This window comes from Nocardia jiangxiensis NBRC 101359 (genome assembly GCF_000308615.1).
Taxonomy (GTDB): domain Bacteria; phylum Actinomycetota; class Actinomycetes; order Mycobacteriales; family Mycobacteriaceae; genus Nocardia; species Nocardia jiangxiensis.
Genome location: NZ_BAGB01000025.1, coordinates 57,928 through 81,852, shown reverse-complemented (window position 1 = coordinate 81,852; position 23,925 = coordinate 57,928). Strand labels below are relative to the sequence as shown.

At 67.7% G+C, this 23,925-nt stretch carries 20 protein-coding genes, 1 tRNA gene and 1 pseudogene; 6 read left to right on the top strand and 16 right to left on the bottom strand.

Translation table 11 applies throughout. The annotated features are described in order from the left end of the window. Positions 1-161: 161 nt before the first annotated feature. Positions 162-1,472: a DUF7159 family protein gene (locus ON40_RS07675; protein ID WP_157186227.1), complete on the bottom strand. Its 1,311-nt coding sequence runs from the start codon at positions 1,470-1,472 to the stop codon at positions 162-164. 323 nt (positions 1,473-1,795) lie between these two features. Between ON40_RS07675 and ON40_RS07670 the strand changes: the two genes are divergently transcribed. Continuing rightward, the gene (locus ON40_RS07670; protein ID WP_235748388.1) at positions 1,796-2,428 is read left to right on the top strand and encodes a TetR/AcrR family transcriptional regulator; all 633 of its coding nucleotides are present in this window, start codon (positions 1,796-1,798) and stop codon (positions 2,426-2,428) included. A 39-nt stretch (positions 2,429-2,467) separates the two neighbouring features. Here ON40_RS07670 and acpS read toward each other — a convergent pair whose 3' ends face one another. After that, the gene (gene acpS / locus ON40_RS07665) at positions 2,468-2,893 is read right to left on the bottom strand and encodes a holo-ACP synthase AcpS (RefSeq protein WP_040820002.1); all 426 of its coding nucleotides are present in this window, start codon (positions 2,891-2,893) and stop codon (positions 2,468-2,470) included. Positions 2,894-3,089: 196 nt separating this feature from the next. Continuing rightward, positions 3,090-12,437 carry a type I polyketide synthase gene (locus ON40_RS07660; protein ID WP_040819999.1) on the bottom strand — a complete coding sequence of 3,116 codons (9,348 nt, stop codon included), beginning with the start codon at positions 12,435-12,437 and terminating at the stop codon, positions 3,090-3,092. Positions 12,438-12,825: 388 nt separating this feature from the next. Here ON40_RS07660 and ON40_RS07655 point away from each other — a divergent pair. From ON40_RS07655 to ON40_RS07645, 4 genes and pseudogenes are all read left to right on the top strand, one after another. Beyond that, positions 12,826-12,909: transfer RNA gene (locus ON40_RS07655), tRNA-Leu, on the top strand. Between the two features lie 207 nt (positions 12,910-13,116). Continuing rightward, a complete protein-coding gene (locus ON40_RS07650) occupies positions 13,117-13,458 on the top strand; it encodes a DUF2637 domain-containing protein (RefSeq protein ID WP_051192811.1) in 342 nt (113 codons plus the stop codon). A 5-nt stretch (positions 13,459-13,463) separates the two neighbouring features. After that, a pseudogene (locus ON40_RS55975) lies at positions 13,464-13,535 on the top strand (hypothetical protein); the annotation flags it as partial. Continuing rightward, entirely contained in the window at positions 13,526-14,155 is a 630-nt protein-coding gene (locus ON40_RS07645) for an SAM-dependent methyltransferase (protein ID WP_373281869.1), read from the top strand. The pseudogene ON40_RS55975 and the gene ON40_RS07645, both read left to right, overlap by 10 nt. A 39-nt stretch (positions 14,156-14,194) precedes the next feature. On the opposite strand, the gene ON40_RS07640 is transcribed toward ON40_RS07645, so the two are convergent. Further along, the gene (locus ON40_RS07640; RefSeq protein WP_040819997.1) at positions 14,195-14,539 is read right to left on the bottom strand and encodes a hypothetical protein; all 345 of its coding nucleotides are present in this window, start codon (positions 14,537-14,539) and stop codon (positions 14,195-14,197) included. A 23-nt stretch (positions 14,540-14,562) separates the two neighbouring features. Next, positions 14,563-14,835: a hypothetical protein gene (locus ON40_RS07635; RefSeq protein WP_040819994.1), complete on the bottom strand. Its 273-nt coding sequence runs from the start codon at positions 14,833-14,835 to the stop codon at positions 14,563-14,565. Here ON40_RS07635 and ON40_RS55970 point away from each other — a divergent pair. Next, entirely contained in the window at positions 14,755-14,934 is a 180-nt protein-coding gene (locus ON40_RS55970) for a helix-turn-helix domain-containing protein (RefSeq protein WP_083895483.1), read from the top strand. The genes ON40_RS07635 and ON40_RS55970 overlap by 81 nt on opposite strands. On the opposite strand, the gene ON40_RS56480 is transcribed toward ON40_RS55970, so the two are convergent. From ON40_RS56480 to ON40_RS07580, 11 genes are all read right to left on the bottom strand, one after another. Then, a complete protein-coding gene (locus ON40_RS56480) occupies positions 14,900-15,310 on the bottom strand; it encodes a hypothetical protein (RefSeq protein WP_040819991.1) in 411 nt (136 codons plus the stop codon). The genes ON40_RS55970 and ON40_RS56480 overlap by 35 nt on opposite strands. Positions 15,311-15,527: 217 nt before the next feature. Further along, positions 15,528-16,880, bottom strand: coding sequence for an NlpC/P60 family protein (locus ON40_RS07625; protein WP_040819988.1), 1,353 nt, complete (start codon positions 16,878-16,880; stop codon positions 15,528-15,530). A 131-nt stretch (positions 16,881-17,011) separates the two neighbouring features. Then, the gene (locus ON40_RS07620) at positions 17,012-17,506 is read right to left on the bottom strand and encodes a MaoC family dehydratase (protein WP_040819985.1); all 495 of its coding nucleotides are present in this window, start codon (positions 17,504-17,506) and stop codon (positions 17,012-17,014) included. Continuing rightward, positions 17,503-18,765, bottom strand: coding sequence for an acetyl-CoA hydrolase/transferase family protein (locus tag ON40_RS07615; RefSeq protein WP_051192809.1), 1,263 nt, complete (start codon positions 18,763-18,765; stop codon positions 17,503-17,505). The genes ON40_RS07620 and ON40_RS07615 overlap by 4 nt, the downstream gene beginning before the upstream one ends. Beyond that, on the bottom strand, positions 18,762-19,214 hold the full coding sequence (locus ON40_RS07610; protein WP_040819982.1) for a nuclear transport factor 2 family protein: 453 nt from the start codon (positions 19,212-19,214) through the stop codon (positions 18,762-18,764). The genes ON40_RS07615 and ON40_RS07610 overlap by 4 nt, the downstream gene beginning before the upstream one ends. A gap of 27 nt (positions 19,215-19,241) precedes the next feature. Further along, on the bottom strand, positions 19,242-19,667 hold the full coding sequence (locus ON40_RS07605) for a MaoC family dehydratase (protein ID WP_040819979.1): 426 nt from the start codon (positions 19,665-19,667) through the stop codon (positions 19,242-19,244). Beyond that, the gene (locus ON40_RS07600; RefSeq protein ID WP_040819976.1) at positions 19,664-20,110 is read right to left on the bottom strand and encodes an FAS1-like dehydratase domain-containing protein; all 447 of its coding nucleotides are present in this window, start codon (positions 20,108-20,110) and stop codon (positions 19,664-19,666) included. Before ON40_RS07600 ends, ON40_RS07605 begins: the two co-directional genes overlap by 4 nt. Before the next feature lies 1 nt (position 20,111). After that, positions 20,112-20,534, bottom strand: coding sequence for a Zn-ribbon domain-containing OB-fold protein (locus ON40_RS07595; protein ID WP_040819974.1), 423 nt, complete (start codon positions 20,532-20,534; stop codon positions 20,112-20,114). Next, positions 20,531-21,697, bottom strand: a complete 1,167-nt coding sequence (locus ON40_RS07590; RefSeq protein ID WP_040819972.1) for a thiolase family protein — start codon at positions 21,695-21,697, stop codon at positions 20,531-20,533. Before ON40_RS07590 ends, ON40_RS07595 begins: the two co-directional genes overlap by 4 nt. Beyond that, positions 21,697-22,590, bottom strand: a complete 894-nt coding sequence (locus tag ON40_RS07585; protein ID WP_040819968.1) for an SDR family NAD(P)-dependent oxidoreductase — start codon at positions 22,588-22,590, stop codon at positions 21,697-21,699. The genes ON40_RS07590 and ON40_RS07585 overlap by 1 nt, the downstream gene beginning before the upstream one ends. Positions 22,591-22,641: 51 nt before the next feature. Continuing rightward, complete coding sequence (locus ON40_RS07580; RefSeq protein WP_051192808.1) at positions 22,642-23,886, bottom strand: cytochrome P450; 1,245 nt, start codon at positions 23,884-23,886, stop codon at positions 22,642-22,644. Between the last annotated feature and the right edge of the window lie 39 nt (positions 23,887-23,925).

Sequence of the window (23,925 nt, the reverse complement as noted above, 5' to 3'; positions counted from 1 at the left end):
CGCGCCACCGGACACGTGGCCAAGCCGCGCCGCGATCTGTCGGTGTAGGGCGCGAGCGCCGAAAGGTGCGGCCCGGACGCCGGAAACGGCCGGGCCGCACCATCATTCGCGAATACCGTCGTCCACGAGTCCCGGCATTCACGTATTTCGCGGCCGCGAACTCACATGCGCTGCGCCGAGTCGGGACTCGGGTGCTGCGTGGAGTGCGGCATCGGGTGCGGCATCAGTTCGGCGGCCCACGCCAGCATCAGCCGCCAGTGGTTGTCCCACCACTTCGCGAAGTGCGGTGAGGTGAGCTCCGGCGGCGGGGCCTCGCCCGGGAACAACAGCTGCTGATTGGGCCCGACCACCGGCGAATTCGGTTCGGGCAGTGGGGGGAATTCGGTCGAGGGGCCCGCGGCGGCCGGCCCCGGGGTCACCTTCATCAGCTGGGGGGCCTGCTGATGCTGATCCATCCGGTTGCTCCCGGCCGGGCCCCACAGCATGCCCGCCGAATCGATCGGCGCCGCACCGGGCGCATCGGACGAATGCGAGGAATGCCCCGAGAGCGACTGTGGCCGTGGCGATCCGGCGGGAGCGGGCTGTGCGGCGGGCTGCGGGGCCGGAACCGCACGATGCCGCTGCGGGGTGGTGTTCGCGGCATCGGCCAGATCGGGTGCGGCGCTCGGCCGCGAATCCGAGGTCGCCTCGTACACGCCACCCACGACCAATCCCCCGGCCAGCACACTGGCCGTGGTGACCAGCGCCGCGGCACTGCGGGACACCCGCGGACGCCGGACCTCCACCTCGGGCTCGGGATGCACGGCCAGCGCCGCACCCGCCGCCGCGGCCACCGAACCGATCCGGCTCGCAATGATCGGCACATCGAATCCGTCGGCCAGGCTCGCCTCCACCACCGAGCTGCGCGCGCGCGAGCCGATCGGCACCACCGCATCGGGCTGCACACCCGCCGCATCGAACTGGTCCCACGCCGCGGTCACCGCCGGACGCAGGGACTCCTGGCTCAGCGCCGACCCCGACGCCGCGATCGAGGCCACCACCCGATCACGCCCCGGCGAGATCAACGAGAAGCACTGATATTCCCGAACCACCTCGCAGATCAGCAGATGATCGAATTCGCTCGCCCACGGCATCGCCCGAGCCAGAGCCAGATGGGCGGACTTGGCCGAGACCATCGACGCGCTGCGCCAGGGCCCCGCGGCCAGACCCGTCACGATCGCGCGCCGCTCGGCCGGATCACGGTAGGTGACCGCCACACCGGCGATCTGCTGATCCGCGTCGATCTTCTCGGCCAACGCCTCGAGCGCGGCCTCGACCGCCCGCGCCAGGTCGACCCTGCCGTCGCCGATGGTGAACGTCCGCTGGATCAGCAGCCGGTCGGACAGGGCGCCGTCCCCGTCGGACAGGGCCACCGCGTGGACCGCGCCGCGCTCGGTGCAGACACCGAAGGTCACCACAGATCGTGCTACCACAGATCATGCCTTTCGACGTGCCGGTGAAGCCGGGTTCATGCGATACGAGCTCTGCACATCACGCGCGGAACTGCACGACGCGGAATGCTGGGTTCAGAGCAGAGGAGTCGCCTGGATGCACGCGTACTCGGTATGTCTTCGTCACGACATCCGGCCCGGATGGGTCGTGAGCCGCAACGAAACCGGAATCCGACGGCGCAGCCGCGTGTCATCAGCGTGTCGCTACCGCTAGCCTGGTGGACGTGGTGGAAGCGCGCACGGCCCCGAGGTCGAACCGACGTCCGGACCCGGCGTTGGAGTTGCAGGACGACCCACAGGAGCTCATGCCCCGACGCCGCCCCACCCAGGAACGCAGCAAACGCAAATTCGACGCGCTGCTGCAGGCATCCCGGGAATTGCTGGTAGAGGTCGGATTCGAGTCGTTCACCTGTGAGGAGGTGGCGGCGCGCGCGGAGGTGCCGATCGGCACGCTGTATCAGTTCTTCGCGAACAAGTACGTCATCGTGTGCGAGCTGAACCGGCAGGATCTGGTCGCGGTGACCCGCGAGCTGTCGGATTTCAACGGCGAGGTCCCGTCGATGGACTGGCTGCGGCACATGAACAAGTTCGTGGACCACATGGCCGATCTGTGGATGACCGACCCGTCCCGGCGCGAGGTGTGGCTGGCCATGCAGTCCACCCCGTCCACCCGCGCGACGGGAACCATCCACGAGAAGGAGTTCGCCGAGGTCGTGCAGCAGATGCTGCGCCCGCTGATGCCGCGTACGCCGCGCGCCCGCCGCTCGATGATGGCGCAGGTGCTCGTGCACGTGGTCTATTCGATGCTGAACTTCTCCGTGCAGGACGGCCTGCGTCACGAGGACGCGGTCGGCGAGCTCAAGCGACTGATGGTCGCCTATCTTCTGGTGGCGGAGAAGGAATCCCGCACCGGCGGCCAGCGCCAGCCGGAGGCCTGAGGCCCCCGGCCGCGCGCGCCGAACCGAAAACGGTTGCGGCTAGGACCGTTCGATGAGATCGGCCAGCTCACCCGGATCTTCCAGGACCACCATGGCCGCGGCGGTGTCGCCGTCGTGGGTCAGCGACAGGTGCACCCGCACGCGCGGCAGGAATTCCGCTGCCAGGCCGTGCAATTTGATGCTGGGGCGACCCCAGGCGTCGTTGACGACCTCGATCAACGGATAGGGGTTGTCGCCGATCTGCGGGCTGCGCGCGAAGCGAGAGGTGGCCCATGCCTTGAGCACCGCCTCCTTCGCGGCCCAGCGCGCGGCGTAACTGCGTGCCGGATCGGTGCCCTTGCTCTGGCAGTAGCGCCGCTCACCGGCGGTGAAACTCTCCCGCAGCATGGTGGTTCCGGCGCGCTCGAGTTGTTCGGCGAATTCGGAGATGGTGACCAGGTCCAAGCCGATACCCAGGATCGTCAAGGCGTACGAACTCCTCGTCGTAGTGCGGGGGTGAGAGTGCGGGCGACGTGATACGGACGGGTTGTCCCACGACCATTTCCGCCGCGACTACCCGCCGACCTTACGGGATCGGCGCGCGGTCGCGGCGGAAACGAGTTGGTGTGCGCCCCGGCGTCGTTCCTCCCGCAGGAGTCACGACGCCGGGTGCGATGTTTCGTTATTCGGCGAGAGCGCCGGTGCTGCAACCGCCCTGGGCCAGGTACAGCCCGTCCGAGCCCAGCCGCGCCTGCTCGGAGAGCAGCACGTCGGCCTCGAGCTGACGGGACTGCTTGGCCGGGGTGCCGTCGCCGCCGAGCCGCCGGTCCGCCGGACGCTCGTACATCGGCGCACCGCCGCACATCGCCTCGGTGAACCGCTGTCGCCCGTTCAGCCGACGCTGCTGCGCCCGCTGCTGGTAGTCCTCGCGACGCTCGGGGTCGATCGCCTCGAGGAATGCCTGCGGATGCACGATCGCGAGCAGACCCGAGACGTGCCCGAAGCCCAGCGAGGTGACCAGACCGGCCTTGAGCGCGAACCGATCTCCGAAGTGCAGCGGCTCACGCGCCCACACCAGGTGCGGGTACTCGCTCATCTTCTCGTCGACGCAGTCCAGGCTGCGGTTCGGCGGGACGACGCCCTGTTCGAGCACCTGGCACAGCCCGATCATCTGGAACGCCGCCGCACCGCCCTTGGCGTGCCCGGTCAGCGACTTCTGCGACACCACGAACAGCGGCGCGCCCTCCGAGCGTCCGATCGCCGTGGCCAGCCGCTCGTGCAGCTCGGACTCGTTGGGATCGTTGGCGCCCGTGGAGGTGTCGTGCTTGGAGACCACCGCGACCTCGTCCGGGGTGACGCCCAGCTTGCGCAGCGCAGCCGCCAGCCGGGACTCCGGACCGCCACGGCCCGCACCCAGCGCACCCAGGCCCGGCGCGGGGATCGAGGTGTGCACGCCGTCGGCGAAGGACTGCGCGTAGGCGACCACACCGAGCACCGGCAGGCCGATCTCCAGCGCGACGTCACCGCGGGCCAGCAGAACCGTTCCGCCGCCCTGTGATTCGACGAATCCGCCGCGGCGACGGTCGTTGGCGCGGGAGAAGTAGCGATCGCTGATTCCCTTGGCGCTCATGGCCGCCGAGTCCGCGGTGGCGGACATGTCACCGAAGCCGACGATGCCCTCGATACCGAGATCGTCGTAACCACCGGCGACCACCAGATCGGCCTTGCCCAGGCGGATCTTGTCCACACCCTCCTCGACCGAGACCGCCGCGGTCGCACACGCCGCGACCGGGTGGATCATCCCGCCGTAGCTGCCGACGTAGGACTGAACCACGTGCGCCAGAGCGACATTCGGCAGAGCCTCCTGCAGGATGTCGTTGGCCCGCGGCTCACCGAGCAGGTTGTCGATGTACAGCGAGCGCATCGAGGACATCCCGCCCATACCGGTGCCCTGGGTGTTGGCCACCAGCGACGGGTGCACCCAGCTCATCAGCTCGGCCGGGCTGAAGCCCGAGGACAGGAACGCGTCCACGGTGCACACGATGTTCCACAGCGCGACCCGGTCGATCGAGGCGGCCATATCCGCGGAGACACCCCACTTGGTGGGATCCCAGCCGGTCGGGATCTGCCCGCCGACGGTGCGCGAGAGCTTGGCCCGGCGCGGCACCCGAATCTCGGTGCCCGCCTGGCGGATCACCTGCCAGTCGCTCGAATCCGCGACGGGCGTGATCACGGTGTGCTCGGGATCCGCGGCGTGGAACGCGCGGGCCTCGGCCTCGCCGTTGACCACGAAGGTCAGATCCTTGTCCAGGAACACCGAGGTCAGCAGCGGCGCGGTGTTCTCGGCCATGGCGCCGTCGTCGCCGTAGCGGCGGATGCCGCAGCGCTCGACCACGGTGTCGTGGTACTGCTCGGCGATCTCCGATTCGTCCACGTACTCACCGGATTCGGCGTCGTACCAGCCCGGCTTCGGGTCGTTCTCCCAGGTGACCAGACCGGTGGTCCAGGCCAGCTCCAGCACGCCCGCGGCGGACAGCTCGTCGGAGACCTCGATTTCGAAGCGGGTCCGCGCGGAGCCGTACGGGCCGAGCTCACCGGCGCCGACGATCACGACCATATCTTCCAGATCCGCTGTGACCGAACCCCATTCGGGCGTCGGCAGAGCCGAGCTCACCGTGGGTGGGCAGGGCAGCGCCGCGATGGTCGGAGCCGAATCCTGCTCGTCCGCAACGGTTTCGGCCTCGGCCTGCTCGCGGGCCTGCTTGGCCAGCTCGGGCAGGTCCAGCTTTGCGTCCGCCAGGCCGCCGGTCAGGTCGATCTGCTGCGGACCGGATTCGCTGGCCACGCGGGCCTGTCCGGTGCACCGCTGCAACAGCTGCTCGGCCATCTCCTCGGTCGACCAGGTCTGCACTCCGGCCTGTTCCACGGCCTCGACCAGCGGGTCGTTACCGCCCATCAGGCCGGTGCCGCGCACCCAGCCGATCAGCGCGTGCACCAGGGTGACCCGCGCGGACCAGGACTTCTCCGCACGCCACTTGGCGACCACCGCGTCGAGGGCGGCCTTGGCCTCGCCGTACGCGCCGTCCCCGCCGAACATGCCGCGGTTGGGCGAACCCGGAAGCACCACATGCAGTTTCGCGTCGACGTCGTGGTCCGCGCCGATCGCGGAGAGTCCGGCGATCAGCCGCTCCACCGACCACAGCAGCACCCGCATCTCCATTTCGGCGCGAGCGCCGGCGTCGGAGAGGTCACCGGCCACGCGCGGTGCGGCGAACGGCAGCAGCAGCGTCGGGGTCATCGCCGGCTTGACGAGAACCTTTGCGCCACCGGCATTGTCGATCTGCTCGTTGCCGACCCACTCGATCAGGGCGTCCACGTCGGCGTAGGCGGCCATATTCGCGGGCACCACCCACAGCGCCGCGCCGTGGCGGGCGTTGTCGCGGTAGAGCCGCTTGTAGAAGGCCAGGCGGGCATCGTCCAGCTTCGAGGTGGTCACGATGACGGTCGCGCCGCCACCGAGCAGCCGCGCGGCCGTGGCCGCGGCGATGGAACCCTTGCTGGCGCCGGTGATCACCGCGACGTCCGAGGACCACACGCCCGGCTCGACGGTGTTCAGCGCCGCCTCGGCGATCCGCTCGTACTGTGCGGCCAGCACCGAACGGGCCTCGCCCATCGCGCGCTTGCGCCACCAGTTCGCCTGTGCGGCAACGGCTGCGCCCGCACCGACGAAGCCGTCGACGTTCTCCTCGCCGTCGCTGCCCAGCCACAGCCGGGCCAGATCCTCGCGAGCGGTCGCCCAGCGGTCGTCGATCAGTACCGCGCGGCGGGCGTCGAACGCCGGAGCGACCAGCCGCGGCCAATCCGAACCCAGTTCCGCGGCAACGAGATCCACCAGCGACTCGTCCGATGCCTCGGGCGCGGAGATCCGGTCGGTGAGGCCGAGCTGATCCAGCACCACCCGAGCAGCGGTGGCGAGCACGCCGTCACGTCCGGTGATCTGCTCGGTGAACTCGCCCAGCGCGGCCGCGTCGACGGTCGCACCGCCGCCACCACCGGCCGTGGGCAGCGAGACCGCCACCCCGCGACGCGCGGCGACAGCCTGCACGGCCGCGTCGATCGCGGCGTCCACGGCCGCACCGTCACCCAGCGCGCCGGCTACCAGCCCGCCCAGATCACCACCGCGGATGCTGGCGCCCTCGCGGGTGCCCAGGGACACCTCGGCGGTGACGTGGTGGGCCCAGCCGTCGCCGAGTTCCCAGACCTTCTTCACCCGCTCGGCGATCGCGGCGGGCCGCTTACCGGACGGGCCGAACACCTTGCGCAGATGATCGCCGATCGCATCGGACAGCACCGAGCCGAACGGCTTGTAGGTGCGGGCCAGCCGATCCACCGTGGCCGACAACGCGCCCATATCGGCGTCGGCGGCGCCGTCGATCGCGCCCAGGGACAGTTCCGAACCCAGGTCGACCAGCAGCTGGTTGCGGCGCGAGGACACGCCGTCGCACAGGCCCTCGATGGTGTCCACCGGGCCGATCTGATCCATCCGGAGCTTCGTCCACAGCGCGATGAGCACGCGGGTGGCGTCGGCGGCGGTGAAGGAGATGTCGTCGGGGCGCGGGCCGCCGGACGGGGCTGCCGGGGCAGCTGCCGGAGCCGCGGGAGCCGCTGCGGCAGTAGCGGTTTCGGTCGAAGCCTCGACCTCTTCCGGCTCGTCGACCGGGGCGGGATCGGTGTCGGTGGAGTACACCGCACCGGACTCGCGCTCGATGTTGAGCACCTCGACCTTCGCGGTGCCGAACTGCGGCAGCTTGAGCGTGTTGGTCGCCAGGTTCGCCACGGTCGGCGTTGCGGCCAAACCGATTTCGACGAACCGCTCGACGCCCAGACCACCCTGATCGGGATCGCCGAACAGCAGATCCTGGGTCTCGATCCAGCGCACCGGGCTGGCGAACTGCCAGGCCAGCAGCTCGATCAGCACGACCCGGCACAGCTCGGACGGCCGCGCGGACCAGCTGTCCCAGTCCGCCAGCACGGCCGCGAGCGGCTCGGACGGCACGTAATCGGCGATCTCGGTGATGAATTCGCGATCCAGCGAGAACGGCCGCGGCACCAGGTTCGGGATGTAGCGCCCGATGAGTACCTCCGGGTGCAGCTCCTGCGGCAGCAGCTCCTCGAGCTTGCCGCGGAACTCCGGAACACCCTTGCGCAGCACGGTCGAGTGGAACGGCACGTCGATGCCGGGCACCAGGATGAACGCCCGCTTACCGCCGAATTCCGCACGGCGACGCTCGATTTCGTCCTCGAGCAGCTCGAGTCCCTTGACCGTGCCCGCGATCGCGTACTGCGCGCCGCGCAGGTTCAGGTTCACGACCTCGAGGAACTCCCCGGCCTGCTCGCTCACGCTCGCGACCCAGTCGATCACCTCGGCGTCGGGCAGCCCGATCTGCGACGGACGGATGGCGGCCATCCGATAGTCGCTGCGGCCCTGGTCGTCCCGCGGCACCAGCTCGTGCATGGCCGAACCACGCTGGAACACCACCTCGAGCACCGCCTCGAGCGGCAGCACACCGGCGACGGCGGCCAGCGCGTTGTACTCGCCGACCGAATGTCCGGCCAGCATCGCGCCCTCGACGAACGCGCCCGCCTCGCGCAGCTCGGCCACCTGCGCCACCCCGAGGGTGGCCATCGCGACCTGGGTGAACTGCGTCAGATGCAGCACGCCCTGCGGATGCCGGTACTCCACGCCGCGCGCCTTGAGGTAGGTCGGGTTGTCCCGGACCACGGCCAGGATCGAGAAGCCCAGCGCCTCGCGGGTGTGCTTGTCGGCGCGCTCCCAGATCTGCTTGGCGGCCTTGGAGCGGGACCGCGCATCCAGGCCCATCCCCTTGGCCTGAATGCCCTGTCCCGGGAAGGCGTACACGGTCTTCGGCGCGGCCAGCCGCCCGGTGCCCGTCATCACCAGATCACCGTCGATGCGGCAGGACACCTCGACGATCTCGGTGCCCGCGTCCACCGCGACGCGCTCGACGCGCACGTCGATCTCCGCGCCCGGCCGCACCATCCCCAGGAATCGGGTGGTCCAGGCGGCCAGGCTGCGCGGCGGCAGCGGGGAGGAGGGATCGATCGCCGAGACCGCGTGCTGCGCGGCCGCCGACAGCCACATGCCGTGCACGATCGGGCTGCCCAGACCGGCCAGCTTGGCGGCGTTGTCGGAGGTGTGGATGGGGTTGTGGTCACCGGAGACCGCCGCGAAGGCGGCCATCGCGCGCGGAGCCAGAATCGTGACGTCACGGCGACGGCGGCGCGGGGTGTCGGTCGCGTCGTCCGAGACCGTCCCGGCCGCACGCGGCGGATCGGTCAGCTCGCCGCTGCCGTTGCGACCGCGAATCGCGAAGCGCTCCACCAGCTTCGCCACGACCGGGGTGTCCAGTCCGTGGTCGCGCATCACGCCGACGGTGACGCTCACCTCGACGACGCGACCCAGATCGGTGTCGAGCACCGCACCGGACTCCGCACGCACGGCCAGCACCGCGTGCTCGTCGGGCAGGGCATCGGCCAGCTCGATCCGGTGATCGAGGTGCACCAGATCCAGCATGCCCTCGATGACGCTGCCGCCCTGTTCGGTGCGGGCCGCGCCCAGCACCGCGAAGACCGCGGGCCAGCAGGCGCCCACCAGGACGTCCGGCACGATGCGGCCGATGGTGCTCAGCGCGGCGGGCATACCCGAGCCGGTGACACCGGCGTGATCGGCGATCAGATCCGGCGACCAGGCCAGATTCACGTGTGCGACGTGCGTACCGTCGGCAGACTTGACCTCCGGCAACGCCTGTCCGGCGGCGACGGCCAGCAGCGCCGACATCGCGGCCGCGGCGTCGTCCTCGGCGACGACCGGCGCACCGCCGTTGTAGGCCGAGGCCGGCACGGTCAGCCGAATCCGAACGCTCGCACCGGCTTCGGTCTCCCGGCCGGTCAGGCGGGCCAGCGGCACGGCCAGCTCGACGTACGCGTTGTCCGCGTCGGGTCCCTCGATCGCGGCCAGCGTCGCACCGGTGGAACGGTGGTAGGCACCCTGCTCGCCGACGGTCCAGTCACCCGGATCGCCGAGGCGGTGCACCGGGTTCGGGGTGGTACGTCCGGCCCACTGCACGTCGGGAGCGGCCAGCACCAGGTCGATGGCGCCGGCGATCACGTCGGCGCGACGGCGACCGTCCACGGCGCGAGGCGTAACTCCTTCGCGCACCAGTGAATACGCGGTGTCCTGTTCGAAGCGGTCGAGCAGTTCGCCGACCGGCTCGTCCACTCGGGTGATACCCGCGACCGCGACCGTGCCGGGGATGACGCACACCTGATCGGCGGAGTACCGCGGATCGTGCGCCTGCCACAGCGAATCCGAACGCCACCAGCGACGCACATCGCCGTCCACGACGGGCACGAAATTGACCGGCTTACCCGGGGTCTTGCACAGCGCGACGAAGAACGGCACGTCGGCGGGGTGCAGCACCGCCTCGGCGGCGGCCGGGTACTGCTCCTTCAGTGTGCAGATCGCCTGCACCGGAGCCTCGAACGCGTCGTCGCTCGCGAAAAGCGTTGCGATCTCGCCGCGGTCGGCCGGGTTGAGCCGGGATTCGGTGCGGCGCACCATCTCCGCGAACCGGTCCCGCCAGGTGATGTCCAGCCACACCGAGCTGGTCGCGTCGGTGATCGCGTCGCCCAGGTCGGTGCCGCAGTCGAAGTCCTTGCGCCGGTCCAGGCCCACCGCCAGCTCGACGTAGCGCTCGAGCCATTCCAGGTAGGTCATCGTGACCAGATCGCCGAAGTACGGCTTGGCGGTGCCGTTCAGCGCGGCGATGATCTCCTCGCGCCGTTCGGCGACCGCGTCGGCGTCACCGGCGACCTCGTCCAGCAGGCGGCCGGTGCGCGAGGCGGCGTTGTCGATCTCGTGGATGTCCGCGCCCAATTGGCTACGGCCCGAAGCCATTCCGCCGGTCGCGGTGCCCGCGCCGACCCAGTCCGGGGTGCCGGGGGTGTCCACCAGCAGCTGCTTGACCTCGGGTGCGGTGGTGGCCTCCAGGGTCGCCATCGCGGCGGTGCCGACCAGCACGCCGTCCAGCGGCATCGCCGGGTAGCCGTACACCTGCGACCAGCGGCCGGTCAGGTATTCGGTGGCGCGCTCGGGGGTGCCGATGCCGCCGCCGACACAGACCACGACATTCGCGCGGTTGCGCAGTTCGGCGTAGGTGTCCAGGAGCAGATCGTCCAGATCCTCCCAGGAGTGGTGACCGCCGGCGCGCCCGCCCTCGATGTGCATGATGACCGGGTAGTCCGGCACGGCGTCGGCGATGCGCAGCACGGCGCGGATCTGCGCGACGGTGCCCGGCTTGAACGCGACGTGGCTGATACCGACCTCGGTCAGTTCCTCGATCAGGGCGACGGCCTCGTCCAGTTCCGGAATTCCGGCGGTGACGATCACGCCGTCGAGCGGGGCTCCGGCCGCGCGGGCCTTCTGCACCAGGCGCTTACCGCCCAGCTGCAGCTTCCACAGGTACGGGTCCAGGAACAGCGAGTTGAACTGCACGGAACGTCCGGGGTGCAGCAGGGTCTTCAGCTCGGCGACACGATCGGCGAAGATCTGCTCGGTCACCTGACCGCCACCGGCGAGTTCGGCCCAGTGGCCCGCATTCGCCGCGGCCGCAACGATTTTCGCGTCGACCGTGGTGGGGGTCATCCCCGCCAGCAGGATCGGCGAGCGGCCGGTGAGCCGGGTGAACGAGGTTTCGACCACGACCCGGCCGTTGGGCAGCCGAATCGGCTGCGGCGCGAACGTCGTCCAGGCCGCGGCGACCGAGGGCGCCGCACCGGGGGTGAACAGCGCGCGCTGGCCGGGACGGGTGGCCGCGGCGACGATGCCGACGCCGGTGCCCTTGAGCGACCCCTGGGTCAGGCGGGTCAGCAGATCACCCGGGCCCAGATCCAGAATCCATTGCGCGCCTTCGGAAACCGTGCTCTCGACGATGGACACCCAGTCCACCGGATCGACCAGGATCTGCCGGGCGAGTTCACCGGCGAGTTCGGCGTCGATACCGCACTTGTCGGCCCAGCCGGACACCAGATCCACGGTCTCGGCCAGCGCCGGGTGGTGGAAGCCGATCTCGACCTCGACATCCTCGAACACCGGCGCGAACACCGCGCCGCCGCGCTTCTTGGCGTCGCGATCGCGGGTCTGCTCGTCGTTGATCTCCGCGCAGCGCTGCCGCACCCGGTCCAGCTGGGCGACAGTGCCGGACAGCACCACCCGGCGGCGTCCGTTACGAATGGACAGCACCGCGGCCGCGGCCGGATCCACGCCCTCGGCCACCTCGGCGATGATCGCCTGCAGCTGTTCGGGGTCGACATTGGACACCGCGACCATCGGGGACTTCTCACCGACCGGGATCAGCCCGCGACGGCGCGCCACGAGAGTCGCTGCCGCACCGATCAATTGGGCCGTCGCGAGCAGTTCGGCGTCGCGCGAACCGTTCTCCTGCGCGGCCTTCGCCGCCAGCAGGCCCTGCGAGTGCCCGACCACCGCGACCGGCGCGTGCTCGGCCGGATCCAGTCCCTGCAGGCGCAGCGCCCGCAGCGCGGCGACCTGGCTCAGGAACACACCCGGCATGGAGACCGCGGCCGAACGCAGCAGCTGCGGCGAGGGTGCGCCGGAGATCTCCTCGGAGTCCTCGTCGGCCAGCTCGTCCTCGAGCATCCAGGCCACCGGGTCGAATCCGACCGGCCGGACCACCAGCAGCTGCGAGGCGACCGGCCCCAGCAGCGTCGCGGCCTCGTTCACCAGCGCGGTCAGCTCGGGCTCCAGGGCGCTGTCACGCCCGATCTCCTCGAGCTCGCCCAGCCACTGCGCCCCCTGGCCGCCGAAGGCCAGCGCATAGGCCTCTCCGGCCAGCAGCCGGTCCACAAGCGACGACTTGATACCCGTGTCGGGAACCCCCCCGGAGACCTTTGCGGTAGATCCGGTCCCGGTGCTCTCGTTGATCGTCAAGACGTTCGACTTCCTACTCGTGGTGGCTCGCCCCTGCACTCGGAGCCGCACCTGGTGTGCACACCGCACTCCTCGGCCCTGAGGACTGATCAATGGCGAGGATGGCACAAAATCATGAGGAAATCCTCACGTTTGCCCCGTACCCCCACGGCTACCGCCGAGTATTTCGGCACGAACGTACAAGAATGCCGCCAAACATGACCCTCCCTCACGTTTGAACCCGCTGGTGAGGCCGGTAACCCCCGTTCAGAAAAGTTGAGGGGCCCTCATATTGACCGTTATACAATCGTTATAACTCCAGGTGGTGTTACCCGTGAGTACGAAACGCCGATCCAGCGCTTCGCTCCAGCCGCCACGCCCGGTAGAGTTTGGACGGTCGTACCAGCACGCGCGAGTGGCGAAAATGGCAGACGCGCTGGATTTAGGTTCCAGTGTCCTGACGGACGTAGGGGTTCAAGTCCCCTCTCGCGCACAAAAACCGGTCACCGGTGACACATCTGCGTCGAGCGTGCTCGAGACCTACTAGAGCACGCGGAGGCGACTGTGAGAATGTGTCCAACCTGCAAGGACTCCCGGCGCATCTGCCGGAGATGCCACTTTCTCGTCCCGGCCCCGAAGGCCGTCGGGCATTGGGCGGGAGGGCTCGCATGATCGAGCCGATCGTGCCCTGCACGCGTTCGTGCACACCCACACTGCCCCGATCCTCGCTGCCGCGGTGGCGATCGTCCCGCCGATCGCGCTACTGACTGCGGTGCACGGTGTCACCGTCCTGCTGCGCACACAATCCCAAAGCCGATCCCTGCATCGGATCGCGACGTCGATGACCGTGCTCATAGCCGCCGCGGCGTTCTGGCTCTCGTTCACCGCCCTGCGCTCACTTGCGGAGTCGGCGGGCATTCCGCACCAGCAAACCTGGCTGTGGCCGCTGATCATCGAGGGGTCGATGACGCAAGCAACTGTCGCGCTCATCGCACTCACCCGTGCGCAACATACACCCGCTCCGAACATGCCGCGCGAGTAGAGACGGTGTTCCCCTCGGTCGGTGTCGCGGCACGAGTCAACCGTGCGTTCATGCACCGCGCCACACGCTGGCTCGCCGGACAAGGCATCCGCCAGTTCCTCGACATCGGCACCGGTATCCCGACCGAACCGAACCGAACCTGCATCAAGTCGCCCAGGCCGAAGCGCCGGAGTCCCGGGTGGTGTACGTCGACAACGACCCTACCGTGCTCGCCCACGCCCGTGCCCTGCTCACCAGCAGCCCGCAGGGCCGCACCGCGTATGTCGACGCCGACGTCACCACACCCCAGGCGATCCTGGACGCGCCCGAGCTACGCGGAACACTCGACCTCACGCAACCGGTGGCGGTAAGCCTGATCGCGTTGCTGCACTTCATCCCCGACGACAAACGGCCACACGAAATCCTCGCCACGCTGATGGACGCGGTCCCCTCGGGCAGCTACCTCGTCCTGACCACCGCGACAACCGATTTCGACCCGAGCACCTTCGCCAAAATCCGGCGGATCTACGCCGAGGGCGGCATCGCCGTACAGTTCCGCGCCCGGGACGAATTCGCCGAGTTCTTCAATGGATTGGAGCTGGTGGACCCGAATGTGGAAGTGCCGCACCGCTGGCGACCGGACCAGTCGCCGAACGTGGAAGACGACGACCTGGATGCGCGCGTATCGTTCTACGCCGCAGTAGCGCGCAAACTCTAGACCGCCCGCCTCCGATCGGCCGCCGCGTCGCTCGGTCAGCTAACCGTAGTGGCATCGGCAATATTTGGCCTTGATTGGAGCGCGACTGTAGCTGACCCGCCGCAGCAGCGGAGTCAGAATGTCACCGCTGTCAGCCAGCTGGCACAGCAGCGCACCGATCGGGTCGTCAATGGCACCGCTGTCGGCCACCTCGCTCCTCAGCGCGCCAACCGGGTCGGGAAACACCGCGACCGCGTCGGACCAGATTTCGTGCCACTCTGTGAGCACCGGCTTGAACACAGGGAAATCATGCGCGAGGACCGCGCACCTGGACTGCGAATTCTCCAAGCGCGCAGTCAGTTCCGAGATCGGAACCTGTGAGTAGTCGGGATCGAATGACTCCATAATCGAATATCCCCTCCCGTTATTCAGATCATCTCCACCATACCCTTGCATCGATGCCACGGTTGGCGGCCAGCTCGGCGCAGCGCGGCGGCGACGCGGGGCTTGGTGAGCTTGGAGACATGGGCTGAGATGGGTGCGAGGGCCATGACGGCGCGAGCCTCGGGTTTGGCGAGGTTGGTAGCCGACTTTCCGGCGAGCACAGCCAGGAACGCCGGATAGTACTCTGCGACCGCGACCCCGCCGGACGCCGCAACCCCACCGAAGTCGCCAACATCCTCGCCCGCCATCACGACCACGGCCGAACACCAACCCAAATCGCCCGCGAAACCGGCCGCAGCCGCTCCACAATCAGCAGAATCATCAGCGACGCAGCACTGCTGGAACAGTTTTGTTGAGACCCTCACCTCGCCCCGGCACGTAGCGGCTGTGCTGATGAGGTCTTCGCCCGAGAGTTACGAGGGCGTCCAGGACCGATTTCAGGATTTTGATACGGTCTGGGACGCTGGCGTCCTTCATGGCCATGCGAGCCAGGCACAACACTCCGCACACGATGACGATCACAGTTGACGCGATGACCGCGACGACGGTTGCAAGGACCAGTGTCACCGTTCCGTTGCGGTAGGTCTTGTAGCCGCGCGACCAGTTGTTGCCCGAGGTTCGAGACGCCCCGACCTCCTGCGCGGCGCGCAGAATGCTCCAGCCGCGAGCCCGCAACTTCATGAACCGTTGGCGCTTGGCCGACTGCGGACGCCGCCCCGGCCCCTTCTTCACACGACGAGTCGAAGACAACACAACCTCCAGAACCTAGGGGATGTGTTGCGACAACCGATAGAAACCACCCACGAACCACCGCTGGCCCGGACAAGTCCTGGTGAACCGCCGAGTTGGGTCCGTTTTGGCCGCAACCTGAACGTCCTGGACTGGTTGGAGACTCCTCCATTTAGCAAGGGAGAAGTCATGGGAACCTACCGCCCGACCTCGATGGGGGCTAGATTACGCGGCGGACGCGCATGCCGCTCATGATCGGGCTGATCCGGACCACGTCGCCGGTGGTGGGCGCCTGGATCATCCGGCCGTTACCGAGATAGATGGCGACGTGTCCGGGGCCATCCTGACCCCAGTTGCCGAACAGCAGGTCACCGGGAGCAGCCGCCGAGAGCGGGATCTCGGTCCCGATATGCCATTGGGCTTGCGATGTTCGCGGCAACGTCATGGCGCCGCCGGTGGCCGCGTGCACGGCGAAAGAGGTGAGCCCGGAGCAGTCGAATCCTCCCATGGAGGGGCCAGCGCTGCTGCCGCCGCCCCACACATAGGGAAGACCGAGATATCTCAATGCCTGCTCGATGATCCGGCGGCCGATATCTTCACCGAGCGGCAGATTCTGCGCAGCGGGCAGCAACTCGTCCTCTGCCGAAAGCAACCAGTCGTACTGTCCTTCGGTGGCTCGGATGCGAGCGACGTAGGGCTTGGTTTGGTATTCGTAATCTGGACTGCCGGAAGGCATTCCGCCCGATCGCAGGACAGCTCCGGCGCCGGCGTTGTATGCCGCGATCGTGAGATCGAGAGTATCGCCGGTGACCAGCCCACTCAGCTTCCACTGCTGGATCTGCTGATAGGTATCGCAGAGCAGGTGACCGGAGGCCATCACCGAATCCCCGACGTCGAAGACGTCGGGGATGCCGGTGCCGTGGACATCTTTGCCGTAGACCGCCCACGTGGTGGGCATGAACTGGCCGGGGCCGAGGGCTCCGGCGGGTGACACCGTGGCGGTGGGACCGTAACGGAATCCGTTCTCGGCGGCGTAGAGCGCGGCAAGCGTGGGTGCCTTGATGCCGGGACAGAGGCGGCCGGCCTTCTCGAGCCACGGAACGAACGTGGCGACCTCCCCGCCTGCCGTCAACGGCGGCGCTATCGCCGCCGGACTCACAGGGACGAAGGCAAAATCTTCCAGACCGGCCGCATACTGGGTGTCGCCGGACGATGATGACCGATCGGCCTGAGCAGCCCCCTGCTGCGACGGAACTCGAGCATCACCGATGCCGGGCCGAGGTCCGGTCGGCGATGTCGCGGTATTCGCCTGTGGTATAACAACATTCGACGGAGCCAGCGACGCGATTCGATCGGAGGCGGCGGCGATACTCTGTCGTGCGGCCTGCTGGGCCGGTTCCGGCAGTTGTACCACCGCGTTGCCGAGCTGTACAGCGAGCGATTCAGCCGTATCACCGCCGGATTGGACCGCAGCGTGTGCCCATGTCTTGGCATCGTGCCCAAGCCCGGAGTTGTCGACCGCACTGGTGGTGGATGCCACGATCGTGGCGATCACGGAAATCGGATCCGACATCGCGCTCTTACCCTTCTCTATTCGTTGCTTCGTTGCTCCGAAACGGCATTACGCTGCCGGAAGCGGTCTCCGGGGAAAACATCGTGCGGGACAGCGACTTTCGTCATCCGCGGAGGCGTCGATATCACCCGTTAACCGGAGCTCGCCGGGGTCTGCTCGCCAAGGGGCGCCGCGAGGACCAGTGCCGCCCGCCGCGCCGTGCACACCAGCTGCCCGCGCTGGTTGTGGCCGCGATGCTCGAACGTCACGATGCCCTGTCCCGGACGAGACGCCGACCGGCGCGTGGCGGCGATCTCCGTCTCGGCGGTCAGGGTATCGCCTATGAAAACCGGTGCGGGAAAGCTGATCTCGGAGAATCCGAGATTTCCGACCGTGGTTCCCTCGGTGAGGTCGGCGACGCTCAAGCCAACGACGGTGGACATCGTGAACAAGCTGTTCACCAGCCGTTGACCGAACTCCTGCGTCTCGGCGAAGGCCGAATCGAGGTGCAGGCTCTGGGTGTTCATCGTCAATGTGGTGAACAGCAGGTTGTCCGCCTCGGTCACCGTCCGGCCGGGACGGTGCAGGTAGACGTCGCCGACGATCAACTCGTCGAGATACTTTCCGCGTCGTTGATGAACGGTCATCGTTGTGCCCCTGCATATTCGGTCAGCGCCGCACGGTGCTGCGGATGTGAGATCGCGATGAGCGCCTCGGATCGCTCAACGGTCGTCAACCCCTCGAGTACGGCAACGCCGTATTCAGTGACGACCGCGTCGACCATCGACCGCGGCATCGTGACGGTGCCGCTCGCGCCTATCGCGCCTACGATCTTGGGATGAACGCCGTTCGCCGTCGCGGCGGGCAGCGCGATCACGCGCAATCCACCGAGCGACCGGCTCGCCGCATCGACGAAATCGAGGCTGCCGCCGACCCCGGACACCTGCCGTCCGCGAATCATCTCGCTGTTGACCTGACCGGACAGATCGACCTCGATGGCGGTGTTGATCGAGACGAATCGCTCGATGCGGCCCAGCAACGCCGCATCGTGGGCTCGCGAGGAGGGATACACGCTCACCGCGGGGTTGCCGTCCGCGAACCGCATCAGCCGTTCGGTGCCCATCAGTTCGGGCGACGTGATCGGTGACTCGTCCACCTCCGGGGCGATGATCCCGCGCTCGAACAGGTCGACCATCTCGTCGGTGGCCATTCCCGCGAACCGCACTCGTCCCACATCCGCGGTGGCGAGGGAGCTCACGACGGCTTCGGGAATCGACCCGATGCCGATCTGTAGCGTGGGATCTCGCGGCAGCAGGGCGAGAATGTGGGCGGCGATTTGCTTGCTGATCGCGTCGGGTTTCGCCGACTCGTAACGCGGTGTCGGATCTTCGGTCTCGACGAGCGCGTCGAACACTGACCGGTGAACCGTGGTTCCGCCGTGCGTCCGGGGAAGATCCGGATCGACCTCGCCAATCCGCACACCGGCGAGCCGCAACGCGTCGAGCCCGTAGCCCGCCGAGGGGCCGAGCGAGCAGTAGCCGTGGCGATCCGGCGGGGTGACCCGGACGAGGGCCGCGCCGACACCGTGAGCGGCCAGCAGGCCCGCGACCCGCGACGCGCGAATCGGCACATATCCCACGACACCGTCGGCGACGAGCTCGCGCACGGGCGCCATGACATGCCATGTCCGATAGCGCAGATCACCGCTGCGCACGACATCGAGAAAGGGATAGTCCCCCAACAGCATTCCCGAGCCGAGCGTCCAACCACGTCCGGGGGCCTGCTTGTTCACCGCGCGCAGCAGTGTGGTCGGCGCACCACATCCCGGCGCCGCGACGATATGCGCACCGTCGCCCACGAGAGCAAGAGCCGATGCCGCATCCATGTGCTCGACGATCACGCTCATTCTGTCTTGCCCGCCTGCGCAGCCGCCACCGACTCCGCCGAAAACGCGTCGTCGAAGGCTTCCATATCTGCCTGGAATTCGTCGACCTCGGTGACGCGGCCGTCGACAACCCGGTAGACCAGGCACTCTCGCAGCCGCACGGTCCGGTCGGCGACCTCGACTATGCCGTATTGGTAAGCGGCCGCGTAGTCATCGCTGGCCGTGATGTCGATGACCTCGAATTTCGCCGGACCTGTGAAGATTCGCTTCATCTTGCCGAACAGGGTGAGAATCGACCGTCGCCCCTCGTACACGCCCGACAGCGCGTTCGCACCTGGAACTCGCCACACGCATTCGTCGGCCAAGACCGCCTCGATCTCCGCCCGATTCTGCTCCGACAATGCCGCCATCAGGCGGCGAACAACCAGGGCATTGGGATGTTCGACCACGTTGTCCTCCAGATCTCCCATGATTTCCGCCCGATTCGGCGGGAAGTGTCAGATGCGGGCGCTCGCGCTGCCCGCCAGTACGGCGACACCGTCCTGATTGGTCGTGACGACCTCTAGTTCGACGTATCGGCCGTCCGCGTCGTCGCGAACGGCGCGGACCGTGGCGACGGCCTCGAGGCTGTCGCCCGGCCAGACCGGGCTGACGAAGCGAACCCCGTAGTGCGCCAGCCGATCTCGTCCCAGCCAATCGGCAAGAAGCCGCTCGGTGGCTGCCATCACCATCATTCCGTGCGCCATGACACCTCGGTAGCCGGCGCGCACCGCGTGTGGCTCGTCGGTGTGCAACGGGCTGTAATCACCTGCGGCGCCCGCGTACTGCACAATCTGAGTGCGACTGATCTCGCGGCACACGACCCGGCGCCGGGAGCTGCCGACAGTGAACTCCCCGGGCCTGACCGATACGTCACTCGTCACGACGAAACCGGCTCATCCGAAACGGCGAACTCTGTATCCACCAAGACCATTCGTGAGCGCAGCACCAGCTCGTCCGAGCTGCTGCGGTACTCCTTCACGATCTCCCGGAATACCAGCGCGCCTGCTCGCCGACTCTGTTTTCGCCAGCGTCGGCCGTCGGATTCGTGCACGGTGAGCAGATCGCCGACACGCACGGGTGCGAAATACTCGAAATGTTGCTCGGCGTGCAGCACGCTGACGCCGCTCGTATTCGAATCAGACAGCGCGCCAGCCGGTTTCATCCCACGCATGTGCGTCGGATCGAATTGAATCGAGGCTGCGACGAAGGTCGCGGGGACCACGGTCCCCTGCGCGGGGATCTCGGCTGCCAGATCGGCGTCGCCGACCGCGCGGGCGAAAGCCAGAACGTGCCCGGCTTCCACGGGGAACACGTGATCGGCCATCTCAGGCCTCCTGGGCGACCGGACGGAACCGGGGCAACGCTGCCCCGGCACCGGTGTCGGCGAAGATCACCTCGACCGGTTGGCCGATCGCCAGCTCGTCCGGATCGCACTCCACGATATTGGTGATCATCTTCGGACCTTCGTCGAGAGCGACCATGGCCAGCACATACGAGCCCGCGCTGGCATAGTCGAGGATCCCGCGAGTGGTGACCGTGTAGCTGTAGATGGTTCCGCGGCCCGACGCCTCGAAGTCGACGAGATCGGTGCTGTGGCAGTTCGCACACACGAAACGGGGGTAATAACCCGCGCGCCCACACCGCGAGCACCGCTGCAAGAGCAACGTGCCGTCGAGCGTCGCCGCCCAGAAGCTCGCCGTCTCCGGCTGGATATCGGGCGGCGGCGCCGGAAGTTCGGGCGATGTCATGCGTCCTCCCTGCCGAGAATCACTGTCGCGTTTCCCATACGGGTGGACAGCCAGCCGCCGGTGCCGTGCGCGAGGGCCAATGCGCAGTCCGGCACCTGAACCGCCGGATGTGCTTCGCCGCGCAGCTGCCGGACGGCCTCGATGATCTTGGTCATGCCACCCCGATTGGCAGGATGGTTGTTGCACAGCGAACCACCGTCGGTGTTGAACGGAAGCCGGCCGTGCGGCGACTGCAGAGCGCCGTCCAAGACGAACTTGCCGCCGTCGCCCTTCTTGCAGAATCCGAGGTCCTCCAGTGCCAGCAGGACGGTGATCGTGAACGAGTCGTAGAGACCGACATAGTCGATGTCGGCCGGACGAACGCCCGCTTCGTCGTATGCGTCGGCGCCGGAGCGCACTCCCCCTGTGACCGTGATGTTCTGCCAGCCGGCGCGAGTGTGTTCCACGGCCTCGCCGTGCCCGAGGACCTTCACACACTGACGGTCGAGATCCTCTGCCACATCCGGCGCCACGACGACGAGCGCGCCCCCGCCATCGGTGACCAGACAACAATCGAGCCGATGCAGCGGTGAACTGACCATGGGCGAGTTCACCACCTCGTCGACCGTGACCACCTTGCGCAGCATCGCGTTCTCGTTGTGCTGCGCATGGACGGACGCGGCCACCTTGATCTCGGCCAGCTGTTCGCTCGTGGTGCCGTACTCGTACATGTGACGCTGGGCAGCCAGGGCGTACAGCGCGCTCACGTTGGTGCCGAATATCGGTTCGAAGGACTTCTCCGGTGGCTCACCCATCAGCTGACCGGGCGCACGCAACGAGGTGGTCCGCGGCCGCCCGCCCAGGGTTATCAGCGCCACGCGGCACTTGCCCGCGGCAATCGCCGCGGCCGCATGACCGACGTGCGACATATAGACGGAGCCGCCCATGTCGGAGCTGTCCATGTGCCGCAGGCTCAGACCGAGATAGTCGGCCATCGCCAAGCCACCCAGCCCCGGCGCGTCGGCACCGCAGTAGTAGGCGTCCACGTCGCCCAGGCTCAATCCGGCGTCGGCCAGCGCGCCGATGGCCACCTCCGCGTGGATCTGTGGAATCGATGTGTCGGGCAGATTCCGGCCGGGATGCTCGTAGGCCCCGGCGATGTAGGCCCTTCCCCTGATCGACATCAGACGAACGGGTTCGGCGGGGCGGCGTCGGTCGAGGGGCGGAAGGCCGCCTCGACTTCCTTGGCCATCAGGCGCAGGTCCCAGGGGCCATCGGAACGAAGCGTCACCAGCGGCTGCGGATCGCTGTACAGCGACACCTCGTATCCACGCGCATGGATCACGTGGCCGTTGCACCACCCGGACTGTTCCGACGCCAGATATGCGGCGATCGGAGCGATGTTGTCGGGGGAGAGCTCGTCGGCCCCTTCGCTGTATGCGGAGGCATCCTTGAAGGTGGCGGTCATCCGCGTGGCCGCCGCCGGCGAGATCGCATTCGCTGTGACGCCGTAGCGCTTCAGCGCTACCGCGCAGGAATAGGTCAGACCGACGATGCCCATCTTGGCCGCGGAGTAGTTGGGCTGCCCGGGGGCTCCGTGCAGGCCCGCGCGTGAGGTGTAATTGATGATCCGGTTCTGCGCATTCGGATCACCGACTTTGCGCCAATGCGCGGCCGCGGGCCGGATGGTGTTGAAGTGCCCCTTGAGGTGAACCCTGATGACGGCGTCCCACTCCTCCTCCGACATGTTGAAGATCATGCGGTCACGGAGGATACCTGCGACATTGACGAGAATGTCGAGCTTGCCGAACCGCTCGATCGTCGATTCCACCAGATCACGAGCCGCCTCGTGATCGGAGATGTCGGCCCCATTGGTCACTGCCGTGCCACCCGCTGCCTCGATCTCGCGAACGAGTCCATCGGCGGGGCTACCCTCGGACTCCAGCCCACTCAGCGATGCGCCGATGTCATTGACGACAACCGTCGCGCCTTCTGCCGCGAACAACTTCGCGACCGAGCCGCCGATGCCGCGACCTGCTCCGGTCACGATCGCGACCCGTCCGTCAAGGGTTCCCATGTGCAGTTCCTCTTCTCTTGCGTGGGCTGGGTAAATGTCGTCCGGACGGCGTCAGCGGGCGATCCGGATCGGCAGGCTGATCGGGCCCCTGGCGAAGGACGGGCGGTACTGGACCTCGAATCCCGGCTCGAGTTCGAACACGCTCAACTCGCTGATGGCCCGGATCGCGGCCCGGATCTCGCGACGAGCCAGATGGTTGCCCAGGCAACGGTGAATGCCCGCACCGAAAGCGACATGCGACGCGCCGTTCTGGCGTTCGAAATTGAGCGAGTCGGGATCCGGGAACTTTTCGGGGTCGCGGTTGGCCGCGGCCCAGTTGAGCAGGATGCGATCGCCCGCTTTCATGGGGCAGCCCCGGACTTCGGTATCCGCGGTGAGAGTACGTCCCGCGGTCGGGACCGGACTCTCGAAGCGGAGGAACTCGTCGACGTACTTGTCGAGTGTTCTGCCGTCGATGCCGCGCAGGCTCTCTCGCAGCGTGTTGTCCGTGCCGAGAATCCGGGCAATGCTGGCAAGTCCACCCATCGTGGTTTCCATGCCCGCCATCACTGTCAGGTTGAGGGTCTCGACCCTCGCCCGCTCGTCGAGCTCCAGCCCATCCTCCGACTCACCTGTCCCCATGTGCGCGATCACGCCAGGGAGGTCGTCCTTGCGGCCTTCGGCACGACGCGACTCGAGCAGATTCGCGCAGAACATCAGCAGCCGCGGAGCGGCCTCCATCACCTGGTCGGGCTTGGTCAGCAGGGTGTCCAGAACTTCCAGCACCCAGCCGATTTCCGACGCCTTCTGATCCAGGAACGTCTCGAAGAAGACGATCGGCGGGAGTTGCGAGGTGAACTCCGCGACGAAATCGACCGGACTCGCATCCGCGCACCGCCCGATGAGCCCGTCCACGATCTCCTCGATACGAGGCTCCGCGGATTCCATCGCCTCGGGAGTGAAGAACGGGTTGAGTACCTTGCGAATGTCTCGGTGCAGCGGCGGGTCCGTCTCGAGCGGGACCATCCGCAATATGTCGAGATCGAATTGCACAGGAGACGCACCGTCAGCGCTGCTGTACAAACCCCAGTTCGCGGCGGCCCCCTGCACATCGGAGTGCTTGTTCAGCACCCAGAAGCCCTCGGCGTCCGCGCTCCAGGGCCGAGTGCTCCAACCGGCGGGGCATTTTTCGCGGAGTTCATTGACGCGGGGCCAGAAGTCAGCCGCCAACTCCGGGTCCAACGGACTGAAGTTCGCCGCCTCTGACGCCGCATCCGGGGTGTTGTCGCCCACTGCCGTGGGGGCGGGCTGGTTCATGATGCAGCTCCTGTTTCATGTTTTGCCGATGTGTGACCG

What these genes read in the sequence shown, in the direction of transcription:
- ON40_RS07585 (WP_040819968.1), bottom strand. Translation starts at nt 22,590, where the DNA reads ATGGGAACCCTTGACGGACGGGTCGCGATCGTGACCGGAGCAGGTCGC.
- ON40_RS07615 (WP_051192809.1), bottom strand. Translation starts at nt 18,765, where the DNA reads ATGAGCGTGATCGTCGAGCACATGGATGCGGCATCGGCTCTTGCTCTC.
- ON40_RS07595 (WP_040819974.1), bottom strand. Translation starts at nt 20,534, where the DNA reads ATGACATCGCCCGAACTTCCGGCGCCGCCGCCCGATATCCAGCCGGAG.
- ON40_RS07590 (WP_040819972.1), bottom strand. Translation starts at nt 21,697, where the DNA reads ATGTCGATCAGGGGAAGGGCCTACATCGCCGGGGCCTACGAGCATCCC.
- ON40_RS07620 (WP_040819985.1), bottom strand. Translation starts at nt 17,506, where the DNA reads ATGACCGTTCATCAACGACGCGGAAAGTATCTCGACGAGTTGATCGTC.
- ON40_RS07640 (WP_040819997.1), bottom strand. Translation starts at nt 14,539, where the DNA reads ATGGAGTCATTCGATCCCGACTACTCACAGGTTCCGATCTCGGAACTG.
- ON40_RS07670 (WP_235748388.1), top strand. Translation starts at nt 1,796, where the DNA reads ATGCCCCGACGCCGCCCCACCCAGGAACGCAGCAAACGCAAATTCGAC.
- ON40_RS07600 (WP_040819976.1), bottom strand. Translation starts at nt 20,110, where the DNA reads ATGGCCGATCACGTGTTCCCCGTGGAAGCCGGGCACGTTCTGGCTTTC.
- ON40_RS07625 (WP_040819988.1), bottom strand. Translation starts at nt 16,880, where the DNA reads ATGTCGGATCCGATTTCCGTGATCGCCACGATCGTGGCATCCACCACC.
- ON40_RS07580 (WP_051192808.1), bottom strand. Translation starts at nt 23,886, where the DNA reads ATGAACCAGCCCGCCCCCACGGCAGTGGGCGACAACACCCCGGATGCG.
- ON40_RS07610 (WP_040819982.1), bottom strand. Translation starts at nt 19,214, where the DNA reads ATGGGAGATCTGGAGGACAACGTGGTCGAACATCCCAATGCCCTGGTT.